Genomic DNA, 13,439 nt, shown 5'->3' on the forward strand with positions numbered 1-13,439 from the left:
TATTGAATATTAGTTTAAATGGTTTAAATCCTGAGCGTATTCTTTTGACTGGTGCAACAGGCTTTATCGGCTCTCATATAAATAAATTGCTGGAGTTCCGATGCGTTGCTGGCACTAGAGACACTCTGTGTGACGTCATAAATTCTAAACAGGTTTCATTATCAGAACTTTTAGAATCAGAGGATTATAAAAAGCTGTTTGGTAGTACTAGTGTTATAATACATCTTGCTAATCTAGCTCATTCAAGAAATTATGACCCAGATGAATTAAAGACAGTTAATGTAGATAATACGCTAGAACTAGCTAGGAGAGCTGTAAAAAGTAATGTGAAGCGATTTGTTTACGTTAGTTCAATAGCTGTAAATGGTAAAGCAAAGCCTAATACTTCTTTTAATCATTTGTCTTCTGTTTGCCCAAATACAGATTATGCAAGATCTAAACATGAGGCCGAGTTAGGTTTATTTCAGATTGCTAAAGAAACAGGTTTGGAAGTTGTCATTGTTAGGTCTGCGTTGGTTTATGGTGCTGATGCTCCTGCCAACATTTGTTCGCTTATAAAGTTAATAAAAAAATCCCCAATATTGCCTTTTGGTTCAGTGAGTAACAAGCGAGATTTTATTTCGATACAAAACTTGTCTGACCTGTTGCTGGTTTGTGCTTCACATCCTAATGCGTTAAATCAGATTTTTTTAGCATCAGATTGTAAGCCTGTCTCGATTAAGGACTTTACTAATGCAATATCCCAGAGCTTAGGTAAATCATTAATCCAACTTCCTGTTCCTGTCAGTTTTATGAGGTTTACTGCTCGGTTACTCGGGAGGTCTTCATTAGCTGAGCAACTACTAGGAGATTTACAAATTGACTCATCTAACACTCAAGAAGTTTTAGGTTGGGTGCCCCCTTGCACTATGGAGCAAGCGATGTCTTCACTTTCTGAGAGAATAAAATGATTCGTGTTATTGATTTTTTAGCTGCCTTCTTCGGCTTGGTGTTACTTTGGCCAGTCTTACTTGTTGTCATAATTATTGGTATGTTTGATACTGGTTCGCCTATTTTTGTTCAAACCCGCGTAGGCCGGAATAAAAAACCATTTAAATTGATTAAGTTTCGCACTATGTCTGTTGAAACTAAATCAGTGGCTAGTCACTTAGCTAGTAATGCTTCAATTACTAGGTTCGGTTATTTTTTGCGCAAAACTAAGGTTGATGAGTTACCACAACTAATTAATGTGGTTAAAGGCGAGATGAGTTTGGTTGGTCCACGCCCAAATTTATTTAATCAAGAAGAGCTGATTAAAGAACGAGATGCGTTAGGTGTTTATGATGTTCTTCCAGGTGTTACTGGTTTAGCTCAGGTTCAAAATATCGATATGTCCACACCTGCTTTGTTAGCAAAAATCGACAAGCAGATGATCGATAGCTTAAATATTAAGTATTACTTTAAATACATCATGATGACTGTCACAGGCAGCGGTTCAGGTGACGCCATAAAATAAGTAAGGCTGAACAAACTATTAAAAGTATAAATATACAGGTTATAGTTGTATAAGGGAGTTATTTATCTTCCTTTAACTGATTATTAAGTTTCTACTAGTTTATAATTACTGTTTTTAAAATTAAAATTGATTATTAAGTGTGTGAGTGCAAACTGACATTTTTACTATTTAATATTAATTTAATCTCGATTGGGATGTTTTTTTACCGGTTAGTTTTGGTGAATTTTTGACTAGTGATATTTAATGAAATTAGATTGCTCGTTATTTACCATATAGTGATACAGAGGTGAGTGTTAGACATGAATTTTAGACATGATATAAATGGCCTTAGAGCAATAGCTGTGATCCCTGTTCTTCTTTTTCATGCTGGAGTCAATGGGTTTGAGGGCGGTTTTTTAGGTGTTGATGTTTTTTTCGTTATAAGTGGTTTTTTAATTACAGCGAATATAATTAAAAGTCAAAAGAGAAACGATTTTTCATTATCTAGTTTTTATGATAAGAGGTTGAGACGAATTCTTCCACCATTAATATTTACATTGGTTGTGACTACTGCACTCTCATTTTTATTTATGCTTCCTTATGATCTTAAAAACTTTGGTCAGTCCTTAGTTGCTACATCAATAGGTGCTAATAATGTATTGTTATATTTGACTTCGGGTTATTGGAGTTTAGCCTCTGAGTTTAAACCGTTGTATCATACTTGGAGTCTTGGAGTTGAAGAGCAATACTACTTTATAATACCTATAATATTTATTGCATTTGCACGAAAGAAAAAAAACCTTAGTTTTACTCTTGTTTTGTTTTTCTTTATTAGTTTTTTATCTGCTGTGATTATTGATAATAAAGAGTTTAACTTTTTAATGATTATTACTAGGTTTTGGGAGTTATGTGCTGGTTCACTACTTGCTGTGTATATGAGTGAGCGAGAGATTGTTAAAAATTCTGCTCTATCGATAATAGGTTTGTTCTTGATATTCCTGTCATATTACAATCCTTATTTTTTATCAGGAAATACTGCTGTTATTAATTTGCCTTCAGTGTTAGGTACTTTGATGGTAATAGCATTCACTAGTGTCGGTAGTCTTACATATAGGGCTCTTAGTTTAAAACCGATAGTTTTAACTGGTCTGTCAAGTTATAGTATTTATTTATTGCACCAACCAATATTATCCTTTCTAAGGTTAGCTACAGAGGGGCATGTTGATGTTAATACTCAATTAGCTTGGGTTCTAACTTCAATTCCGCTTGGCTACTTATCATGGAAGTTTGTAGAAACACCTTTTAGAAATAAAAATATTGTATCGAATAACATTTTTTATGGTCTTGCAGGTGGAGCTTTTTTCGCTTTTCTGTTTATAGGTTTTTTTCTTCACAAATCATATGGTATGAATGACTTCACTGTTTTCAATAAGTACTCATATGGAGTTAATCCGCAGGCTTATGCAGATAGGGCTTATACTTTAGCTCAGCCTAGTTTTAGCGCTGACGGTAAAAAAATGTTGATTATAGGTAACTCCTTTGCCAGGGATTTTTATAACGCGCTGGAAGAAAATAGTGCTACGAATGGGTATGAAGTTATATATCTATCTGATTACTACTTAAACGTCTCTATGTCTAGAGATCTATTAAGTAACGCAGATTTAACATTTGTAGTATCTTCTTCAGGTATGGCTAATGTAAACATAGATCCACAGGTTTTAAGGGGGAATGCAATAAAGTATAAGGGAGAGTTAGATAATTACTCCAACGGTAATTATTATTATATTGGCACTAAGAATTTTGGCTTTAACAATAACTTTTTAAAACAAGTTGATTGGAAGGGGTCGAGAAATTACATGGTCGATATAAATAATAGTAACATAACTGCTGATGTTGTTGAAAGCCTAGTTTTTGAAGAGAAATATATAAGTTTGTTAAATTTGTTTCGAGAAGGTAATAAGACTCGCGTGTTTACTGATAATCATAAGTTTATTAGTTTTGATACTGAACATACAACCAAAGATGGCGCTGTATTTTTAGGTAAAGAAGTGTTAATGAAAACTGAACTAAGTAAAATAGTACTTTAATAGACAAATAAGATACTCTTCAATTACTGGGCTCTGAGTTTGCAAAATCGTAGCTGATTGAAATATTTGCTGATAATGATGGCTCAGATACATTCTACTCAAGTTTTTCGTGTTTATATTTTTTATAATCATTATTACTTGGTAGTGTTTTATTTATAGTTTGCACTTTCTTGGGCTGGTCTGGTTCTCTGTGCTCTCAGGGTTTGATGTGGAAATGATCCTATTTAAAATTCACGATGTAGCTTGAGGGGTATCTCATAATTTCTGAACAATTTAAACGAATGAATAGCACTGCATATCAAGAGTGGAAGTCTTTTAAAGGTCGTATGTTTGTTTGAGGTTCGATTTAATTCTCAAGTGTTCTTTGTTGATAATCTATTGGGGTTGCATGGTTTATGTTGGATTTAATCTAATAAGAATAAGATTTCATCTAGTGTATTAATAATGTTCTGGGGTCAGAATCAAGTGCTCTGATAATAGATGCTAGACTAATAGGTAGTTCATTTTTTAAGTTTAACAGTCAGAGGCTAAATTTGTTTAATATTTAGAAAAAAAACGGCTTTATAACTTATAAGGCCGTTTTTTCATTGTTTGGATATATTAATTCTTTAAGTGGATGGGAAACTTAATTCATCTATTTAAAGGAGAGGATATTATGAGTGATAGCTATATAGTGCTATGTTTATTCCGTTTTAGAAAAGATAAATTGTTAGCATGCATCTAATAATCTGGGCCTATATTACAACGCTGTTTGGATGTTACCAGAGCTCACGTAACATGCGCATAATACCGGGCATTTTCGGATTCTGATTTTGTTTACGTTATATGTTGTCAATATATGTAGTTGTACATCTATTTATACATTTTATCTGCGCGAAATATTAAAGTTTTTCATCATTTAAAAGTTAACAAATGTTTGCTAAATTTTTAGTCAGCCTCCTCATTTTGCATCAACGGATCAAAAGCTTTACCATCAGTTCTAGAAGCATTACCTACATAAGGCGCGTACACATCAAATAGCAAACTAGTATCGTCCGAATTCAAGATCTAAGTGCACCACTCCAATTCATCCAAATAGTTCTGCTGGTGTTTGGTAATTGAGTATCTTTCTGGGTCTGTTATTGATTAAGTTTACAATGGTTTCTAACTGTTCGCTTGTGACTGATAAAAAGTCAGTTCCTTTAGGGAAGTATCTCCTTAAAAGGCCGTTTGCATGTTCGTTAGCTCCTCTTTGCCATGAGCTATAAGGATCTGCAAAGTAAATATCGATACCTACAGCGCTCTCAAGCTCTTTGAAGGCACTAAACTCCTTACCGTTATCGAGTGTCAACGTATGTCTTTTTTCCTTAGGTAGGGTTTGAAAGGCTTCTATTGAAACACGATTAAATGAAGCTGCTCTCTTATCATCAATTTTCTTTGCTATGAGGTATCGAGTCTTTCTCTCTAGGTGCGTCATTAAGTAGCCCGAGCTTTTTTTCCCTTCAATTAAATCTCCTTCCCAGTCACCAATTCTACTACGTTCATCTACAACTTGGGGTCTATCATGAATACTGACTCTACCTTTTATTTGGCCTCGTAAGTCACCGTATTTCTTTTGTTTTCTTCTATTTCTATGTCTTTTTGCTAGGTAACGATATAGGTCACCAGAGTTCTTAAAGTCTTTAATGACCCACTGGTAAATTGCCTCATGACTAATATGAAAAAGAGGAGCGTCAGGGTGCTCTAATTTCAATCGACCAGAGACAATCTCAGGTGACCAACCCCGCTTTAAAAGCATGATAACAGTGGTTCGAAGCTCAATATTTGAGTGCTTCTTTTGATGTCTGGGTTGATGCCTTCTAGCCTCTGCCTTCTCTTGAGCTGCCTTATCGTAATAAGTGTATGTTAAGGGCTTATTTCGACTAATCTCTCGACTAATAGTCGTATGGTGTCGCCCTATAAGCCGGCCTATTTTTCTGAAACTATCTCCTGAATTATATCGATAGTAAAGTATCCGTCCAGCGAACTACACCTAGCCTAGTTTTACATTCCAGGGCAGTAAGTGTTCTAAACTCTCAGGCTTAAGTGCCAACTGTTCGAGGCAGTGCATTAGGTAATCGAAGGGAGTAAGGCCATTGGCCTTGGCTGTTTCTATCATGCTATACAGCATGGCACTGGCGTTCGCGCCATTTGCTGTATTAGCAAATAACCAGTTTTTGCGCCCAATGACAAACGGCTTTATTGCTCGCTCGGCGCGATTATTGTCGATATTTAGTCGCCCATCTTCAACGTACCTCGTTAAATTAGGCCACTGATTTAGGCTGTAAATAATAGCTTTTCCTAAGCTACTTTTCGGTGGTACATGCTGTTGAGATTTCTCTAGCCAGCGATGCAGCTCATCCAGTAAGGGCAAACTTTGTTGTTGCCGCTGTTGGCGGCGAGCATCAACACTGCTGTCTTTGTTTAACGTTTCGACCCGATAAAGCTTTTGGATGTGGTTTAGTGCCCAGTTTGCCTTACCTGTCTTGCCTTTAGGTTGAGCAATTTCCGCTTCCTTAAATTTGCGTCTTGCGTGTGCCCAACAACCCGCAAGCCTTGCTTGGGTTTTGCCATAGCCTGCATAACCGTCAACTTGTAGGTAACCGTTAAAGCCATCTAAAAAATCAACGGCACACTGTCCCGCACGGCTGGGTTGATAGTCATACAATACGATATTAGGGATGTCTCGATTATTCGGTGCATCAGTGCCTGTGGCGTAAAGCCACATATAGCAGGTTGCCTTCTCTTCCTTTAGCACATTGAGCGTGGTTTCATCAGCTTGGATAACGGCCTGCTCAAGCAAGACTTCACGTAACCTATCGTAAAGAGGCTGCAATAAGCCACTGCATTTCATCATCCAGTCGGCCATGGTTTTACGGCTCATCTCGATACCGTATTGCTCAAACATGCTCTCTTGGCGATACAAGGGCAGACCGTATTGGTATTTACTGGTGATGATTTGACTGAGCAAAGATGCCGTGGCAATGCCTTTAGGTATTGGACTCGCGGGTACTGGTGCGATATGAACTTTAACTTGAGTACTGTGTTTGTCACAGGCGCGGCAGCTATATTTTAAGCGAACGTGTTCAATGACTTTTACCTGTGCTGGGATAAACTCAAGCTTCTCGCTTCTCTCCTCACCGATTTTATGCAGCTCATTACCACAGCAGACACAGGTTTTATCTGTATCACTGATGTCATGAGTCACTACATCACGGGGGAAGTCAGTAGGTAATGGCTTACGTTTAGGCTTTTTGCGAGATGAGGTATCGGCTTGGTCTTCTTCAGTTTCAACAGTGTCAGCTTCAACTTCAACTTCAGCCCCTACAACTTCAGCTTCTACCTCAAGTTCATTAAACTGCTCGCCTTGACCAGGGTGGCCTTTGGCGCTCTTACCGAACTGCTTTTGTTGAGCCAAGCGAAATTGCTCTTCGAGGTGCAGCAGTTTACTCTGCTGTTGCAGAATGATTTTTTTGAGCTGCTCCATGTCATCGGGCAGATTATCGATACTAAATTTCATGTGGAGATTATCAGGTATTTGACAATTAACCGCTTGTGTTTATTTAGATTAATTGGTGATCAATAAAATCTGTTTATGATCTGAGGTTATAAGTCATGGTAGTGATAGCAGAGCGTAGCATGTGCATGTGGTTGAATGAGTGGAAGTCCGGCGAGCAGCCAGTCAAGTTGCTGTACCGTAATGCGTAAGCTCAATTGCTTATCTTCTATTCCCGGCCATTTGAAGGTGTTTTGCTCGAGCCGTTTATAATGAAGCCAAAATCCATTACTGGCCCACTGTAATATTTTGAGTTTGTTACGCTGACGATTACAGAAGACAAATAGGTGTTCATGACATGGCTCCTGCTCAAGTTCATAAGCCACAATGTTGCTCAAGCCATCTATCGACTTACGCATATCAGTGACACCACAGATCAAGGTGACATCCAGCCGGGTACTGTTACTAAACATGTCGTTCTCCCATTTGTCAGAAAAACGATAATGATTTATCAGATGTTGAATATGAAGGTGGGGTTTACTGGACGCTTACTTTGCTTTCAAGATGTCAGAAAGGAGTAGGAATGGACTTAGTCAGCTTCTATGGCTGTCCTAGCGGTTTGCTTCGAAATTTACCCTGAGATTTTGGCAAAATTTGAGACGGCTTTGGCCTGCTATACGAACGAAAGCAAAGAGGAAACTTAGCTTTCAGATGACGAAACGTTCCTACCTAAAGTAAAGAATCCACCTTCTGAAGAAGGTGAATTCTTTACTTGACCACGACAGCAAACCGAGCGCGTACTATATATAACAACTATAATAGTTACACTACTGGGCTTTCTGTACAAAACTCCTCATGAAGAGGTTAGCAAGAAATTAAAAGATTAAAAATGAAACCACGAAATCAAGAAGTATACAGAACGCAAGAAACCTTAATGAGTTAACAATATGATAATAACGAAATATAAAAGACTAATCATTTTAGGCACATGGGCCATCTTAACAGCCTGTGGTGGTGGCGATACTGATATTACAGCTCCAGTCATTACGCTTAATGGTGACACTAATATTGTACTATTTCGTGGTGAAAATTACAGCGAACTAGGGGCAAGCGCATATGATGAAAGAGATGGTAATGTTGATGTGATAATTTCAGGTTCTGTCAATGTAAACATCGTTGGCAGTTATAAAATAACCTATACCGCAGCCGACAATGCAGGGAATAGCAGCAATACGACTAGAACAATTGAAGTGGTGCTGCCGCCTGATACTACAGCCCCTGTAATTACCCTAAACGGCCACACTAACATTATCTTAATTCTAGGTGAAAGCTATACTGAGCTTGGAGCAAGCGCCATTGATGACCGAGATGGTTTTGTCGACGTTGTGATTTCAGGCACAGTAGACACCAACAAAGTCGGCAATTACACCATTACCTATTCTGCAACAGACAATTCTAACAATAACAGCCTTGTTACACGGACAATAGAAGTCGTGCTCCCGCAAAATCCCAAAAATGTTATTTTGCTCATTGGTGATGGTATGGGTGGTGAACATAGAAAAGCAGCACAATGGCTTTCTGTTGGTATAAATGGCAAACTCTCAATGGACAATATGCCTGTCAGTGGTTTTTTACAAACTGAATCAGCAAATAATGCAACAACAGACTCAGCTGCTGCTGCCACAGCTATGGCTACAGGGGTGAAAACAAATAATGGTGTTATCTCTTTAGATGCAAGCTTAAATTTTGTGTCTACCATACTCGAAGAAGCAAAAAGCAATGGGAAAAGTGTTGGCTTGATAACCACCACTCAAATAACTCATGCGACACCTGCAGCATTTGCTTCGCACGTTGAAAGCCGATATTTGATGACTGAAATCGCAGAACAAATAACAACTGCAGGAGTAAACGTATTGTTTGGAGGGGGAGAAGACGAGTTCATCCCTGCTTCTGATATTGGATGCTTCCCCGAACCCGGAGAACGAAGTGATGGCAGAAACTTAATCGATGAGTTGGAATCATCAGGATACGAGTATGTATGTGACCAAGACTCTTTTGATATTTTAAATCCAGATATAAATAACTTTGTGTTAGGCCTTTTTGCGGATGAAGGAATGGCACGACCTTTCTCGCCAACATTAGCGAGTATGACATCTAAAGCAATAGATATTCTTTCAAAGAACCCTGATGGGTTCTTTCTAATGATTGAAGGTGGACAGATTGATTGGGCAAGTCATAGTAACGACGCTGCAAATGCTATCGCTGATACGGTAGCTTTCGATGAAGCAGTTGAGATTGCCAAGAAATTTGCTTCATTGAAAAATGATACACTTATTATTGTGACTGCAGATCATGAAACTGGAGGTATGGAAGTTTCAACATCCTCAAGTGGGCTAGCTGATGAAGATGGCCCGTACAATATCAAAGGTGGTGGCTTATTTTATATAAACTGGTCAACAACGAGCCACACACCGGCTAATGTTCCCGTAACTGCGTTAGGCCCAAAATCGGATATGCTAACAGGAACAAACAGCAATACAATTATACATGAAGTAATATCAAGTATGTTTTAAATTAAGCGTCTTGTAATCCTCACCTTATTATTCGATCGCTGATAATTCATCATCACTCTTCACCAAAATCAAGAGAGCGATATATTTAGTGACAGCACCAGACTCAATGTTAGCTTGATCTGTGGTGTCACTGATGACTCACTTGGAGATCTCACACCGTGGGAGTATTTGGCGAGCAAGAAACAGGCAGGTATCCATGACAGATGTAGATGCTATTTATCATTAAGACAAATAGCATCTTCATGCGTAAAAGTGTACAAACCTACAATCCAAAAGTAAGTGATTAACTTTAAAAGAGAAATACAGGTTTTCTAGATAGGAAAATTCCCTTTACTTTTGAGCCAATAATAAAACGCTGCGAATTACTTCACAAGTTTTATCTATCTCGGTCTGAGTCAATGTAGGGTGTACAAGAAACATTAAACTCGTATCACCTAATTCAACCGCATTTCTCAAACGATTAACAGGACGCCAAGGTGTATTATCAAAAGCTTTCTCTAAATAAACCTCTGAACAACTACCTTGATAGGCAGGAACACCTTGTTCAATAATTTTTTCAATTATTAAATCACGAGTCCAACCTTCTTTTAAATTCTGAGGGCGAATAAATAAGTAGTGCTTATACTCAGCGTGCTCAATATGAGTAGGAACATCGACACAACGAACAACATTTAAGTCCTGAACGGCGGTATCAATAGCAAGGCCATTAGCTTGACGCTTTGAAATCCACTCCGTCATTTTGTGTAATTGAATACGTCCGAGTACTCCCTGCATCTCAGTCATACGCCAGTTTGTGCCAAAACTATCATGCAACCAACGGAAACCTGGTGGATGTTCACGATTATAAATGGCATCAAAACTCTTACCATGATCTTTATATGACCACATGTCTTGCCAAAGCGCTTTATCGTTAGTAGTGACCATTCCACCTTCGCCACCCGTCGTCATAATCTTATCTTGGCAAAATGACCAAGCACCTATATGACCAATAGAAGTACGAGAATGAGGACATCCATTAATTTGCTAAATCTGAATTCGCCACCTAGACTTTGATTGATATTTAATCGTTTTGTTTGGTGGTAATGATGACTCAGGCGCGTTCGACTCAAGTTTCTCTTACTGATACAGCATATTATCATTGTATCTCTCGCTGTGTACGCCGTGCATTTTTGTGTGGTAAAGATGGCTATAGCGGAAAAAGCTTTGAACATCGTCGTTTATGGTTAGTTGAGCGTATTCACTATTTAAGTGATATTTTCTCTGTAGATGTATGTGCCTATGCTGTTATGTCTAACCATTATCACTTGGTTTTGCATGTTGATGTTGAGCAAGCGGAGGCGTGGTCCCATAAAGAGGTGGCCACTCGTTGGTGCCAGATGCATGCAGGGCATCCGCTTGTTTTATCTTGGTTGGCGGGGGAGTCAGGGTCTGAAGCTGAAACAAACGCTGCGTTAACGTTAATCGAGGTTTGGCGAGATAGACTGATGGATATTTCGTGGTTTATGCGCAACTTAAATGAATTTATAGCACGCCAGGCGAATAAGGAAGATGGTTGTAAAGGTCGTTTCTGGGAAGGGCGATTTAAGTCTCAGGCTTTGTTGGACGAAAAGGCATTATTGGCATGTATGGCTTATGTTGACTTAAATCCGATCAGAGCAAAAATGGTAGCGAGTGTCGAAGATTCTGAGTTTACTTCTGCTTATGAGCGTATTCATAATAAGGTGTGTTCAGACGAAAGTGCTGTGAACCTTTCAGATGTTCATCTAACAAATAACTCATCGTTAGGGCTTAACAATGCGGGTGTTAAATCGACTAAAGCCTTACTGGGTTTTATTGGCAATGAAACGGATGCGCAACCCAAAGGTATTGCATTTTCATTACTTGATTATCTCGAATTATTAGATTGGACGGGCAGGGTCATTCACCCATATAAACGGGGTGCTATCACGTCTAATAGACCTAAACTGTTATATCAACTCGGCTTTAGTGATCAAAAATGGTTAGCTATGGCGTCGCGTATTGGGGGACGAGATCACTGCGCTGTGGGGACGTTATCTGAATTAGTGCAATATGCCCATAATACAGGGCGTTGCTGGATCTCTGGCCAAAAGAGCATTAGCCTTTAGGCGTTAAAAAAGTAATCACAGTAACAGTGCTAAATCTTGAAATTAACAGTATCATCCATAATCTTTAGAACTTTACTGGGTAGACAGATCGCTAAATGAGGCTGCAACCTAAGATAAAGCTAAAGGCTCATATCAAATTTGTTTGTTGGTGAGTTTGGTTGTGAAACTCTCTTACCCATGTCACTAATTGTTTCTCTCACATAGTCCCAATACTCAGGTACATCAAGCGTTTTTGCTTGTAATGTTTGAGGTACAAACCGACTCATCTCGCTGTTGAAGTCTGCCTTAACTGCATCATCTTCAGTTAGATTTTTTAATTGCCTGCTCAGCGCAATTAAAAAGGAATCACGCTCCTTGTAGCGGGCTTCTAGTTTGTTGTTGATTAGCTGGTTATTGACCTCAATGCCTCTTTGACTTAGCCACACAATATCCCATATATCACGGGGCTTAATTCGCCTTGCCCTGTACGCTAAAGCAATAAATTTATCAGCTAAAATTTCGTCCATTGTTTGGCAGCGAATTAGCATTCCCTCTGTCGGTGTGTCGATTCCGTAGTGATTGATAGGCACTCGATTTGTCAAATCGAAAGAGGGTAAAGCACAAACATCAATGTGCATTTTCTGTCTGGGTAGATCAGCACGATTTGGTTCTTTCTCTATGCTGATTTTCCACGATGACGTATTCCCTTGCTTGTCTGGGCTGGGTTTATTGACGTATACAGGTATTTCATATTTTTTTTGCAAAAAGCTCTGTATTTCATACTCAAGCCCATCAAACATCGATGGCTTAAAATCATGACCACCATTAAAGTCTAAGTCTTCAGATAACCGAGAGCTGTTGTAGCAAAGGCGTAGTGACGTACCGCCAATGAAGGTGAGTCTTTGTAGTGCCCCGTGTTCTGTCATGACATGCAAAATATCATGATGAAGTATCTCTTTTTCGATCACTTCAACAACGGGGGCTAACTCAGGGTTACGTTTTAGAATTTCGTCTATTTTTTGTTTTAGCATAGTAGAGAGCCCAGTTAGTGATTTATCATTTGTAGGTTTCGTTTACAGCTTTTTAAATCGGCTAATGCTCGATGAGGCATAGCTCGATACATTTTCACTTCTTTGTCGAAGAATAGGTCATTTTCAAGCTGTGATATTTTGTGCTTAGTATGTGTAAATTCGACTACTCCGTAGCGAGTTTTAAATGTCCCACTTCGCCCCCTAGTCATTAGAGTCAGGCGATCCATAATGATTTGAGATATCTCTCCAGTACGTGACAATTCACTCTCTAAACTTATATAACTTAGGTAGCCTGGCCTTAATTTACGGGCGACTTCATATATTGCAGTTCGGGGATTTGGAGGGGTGATTGTGCTTTCAAAAAGACCATTAGCGATTCGATTAATGGTGCCTTTTTTAACACAGTCGTACAGAAATTTGTTAAAACGGGGTGTTTGTTCGACATTGAGAAGGTAGGCGAGTTCAGCCTTACTGAATACGCCTTTGCCAAATTTACTTGATTCAGCCATAGCTGAAATTAGTTTTTCTACCTTAGTCACTGGTCTACACTAAGTTACTTAATATGTAACTTAGTGTAGACCATGTTGTGAGTAAAAGAAACTAGGTAATCACTTGGCTGGCTAACTGTGCAAAAGTAACGGTGGCATCCATAATC

At 38.7% G+C, this 13,439-nt stretch carries 10 protein-coding genes and 1 pseudogene; 5 read left to right on the forward strand and 6 right to left on the reverse strand.

The features are described 5' to 3' along the window. Positions 1–2 precede the first annotated feature (2 nt). From K0625_RS16245 to K0625_RS16255, 3 genes are all read left to right on the forward strand, one after another. The gene (locus tag K0625_RS16245; RefSeq protein ID WP_232847133.1) at positions 3–950 is read left to right on the forward strand and encodes an NAD-dependent epimerase/dehydratase family protein; all 948 of its coding nucleotides are present in this window, start codon (positions 3–5) and stop codon (positions 948–950) included. Further along, on the forward strand, positions 947–1,495 hold the full coding sequence (locus K0625_RS16250; protein WP_220110652.1) for a sugar transferase: 549 nt from the start codon (positions 947–949) through the stop codon (positions 1,493–1,495). The genes K0625_RS16245 and K0625_RS16250 overlap by 4 nt, the downstream gene beginning before the upstream one ends. A 299-nt stretch (positions 1,496–1,794) precedes the next feature. After that, entirely contained in the window at positions 1,795–3,561 is a 1,767-nt protein-coding gene (locus tag K0625_RS16255; RefSeq protein WP_220110653.1) for an acyltransferase family protein, read from the forward strand. Positions 3,562–4,627: 1,066 nt separating this feature from the next. On the opposite strand, the gene K0625_RS16260 is transcribed toward K0625_RS16255, so the two are convergent. The 3 genes from K0625_RS16260 to tnpB all read right to left on the reverse strand — a co-directional run bounded on the left by K0625_RS16260 (position 4,628) and on the right by tnpB (position 7,548). Then, positions 4,628–5,554, reverse strand: coding sequence for an IS30 family transposase (locus K0625_RS16260; protein WP_220110707.1), 927 nt, complete (start codon positions 5,552–5,554; stop codon positions 4,628–4,630). Positions 5,555–5,572: 18 nt separating this feature from the next. Beyond that, on the reverse strand, positions 5,573–7,099 hold the full coding sequence (tnpC, locus tag K0625_RS16265) for an IS66 family transposase (RefSeq protein ID WP_220110654.1): 1,527 nt from the start codon (positions 7,097–7,099) through the stop codon (positions 5,573–5,575). 86 nt (positions 7,100–7,185) lie between these two features. Beyond that, the gene (gene tnpB, locus K0625_RS16270) at positions 7,186–7,548 is read right to left on the reverse strand and encodes an IS66 family insertion sequence element accessory protein TnpB (RefSeq protein WP_220110655.1); all 363 of its coding nucleotides are present in this window, start codon (positions 7,546–7,548) and stop codon (positions 7,186–7,188) included. Positions 7,549–8,022: 474 nt separating this feature from the next. On the opposite strand from tnpB, the gene K0625_RS16275 reads away from it, so the two are divergent. Next, positions 8,023–9,648, forward strand: a complete 1,626-nt coding sequence (locus K0625_RS16275; RefSeq protein ID WP_220110656.1) for an alkaline phosphatase — start codon at positions 8,023–8,025, stop codon at positions 9,646–9,648. A 330-nt stretch (positions 9,649–9,978) separates the two neighbouring features. Here K0625_RS16275 and K0625_RS16280 read toward each other — a convergent pair. Then, a pseudogene (locus K0625_RS16280) lies at positions 9,979–10,641 on the reverse strand (DegT/DnrJ/EryC1/StrS family aminotransferase); the annotation flags it as partial. 89 nt (positions 10,642–10,730) lie between these two features. Between K0625_RS16280 and K0625_RS16285 the strand changes: the two are divergent. Continuing rightward, the gene (locus K0625_RS16285; RefSeq protein ID WP_232847134.1) at positions 10,731–11,774 is read left to right on the forward strand and encodes a transposase; all 1,044 of its coding nucleotides are present in this window, start codon (positions 10,731–10,733) and stop codon (positions 11,772–11,774) included. A 119-nt stretch (positions 11,775–11,893) separates the two neighbouring features. Here K0625_RS16285 and K0625_RS16290 read toward each other — a convergent pair whose 3' ends face one another. Then, positions 11,894–12,784, reverse strand: coding sequence for a nucleotidyl transferase AbiEii/AbiGii toxin family protein (locus tag K0625_RS16290; protein WP_220110657.1), 891 nt, complete (start codon positions 12,782–12,784; stop codon positions 11,894–11,896). A 14-nt stretch (positions 12,785–12,798) separates the two neighbouring features. Further along, a complete protein-coding gene (gene abiEi / locus K0625_RS16295) occupies positions 12,799–13,323 on the reverse strand; it encodes a type IV toxin-antitoxin system AbiEi family antitoxin (protein WP_220110658.1) in 525 nt (174 codons plus the stop codon). Positions 13,324–13,439: the final 116 nt, after the last annotated feature.

Origin of the sequence: Shewanella nanhaiensis (assembly GCF_019457885.1) — a bacterium.
GTDB classification, from domain to species: Bacteria; Pseudomonadota; Gammaproteobacteria; order Enterobacterales; family Shewanellaceae; genus Shewanella; species Shewanella nanhaiensis.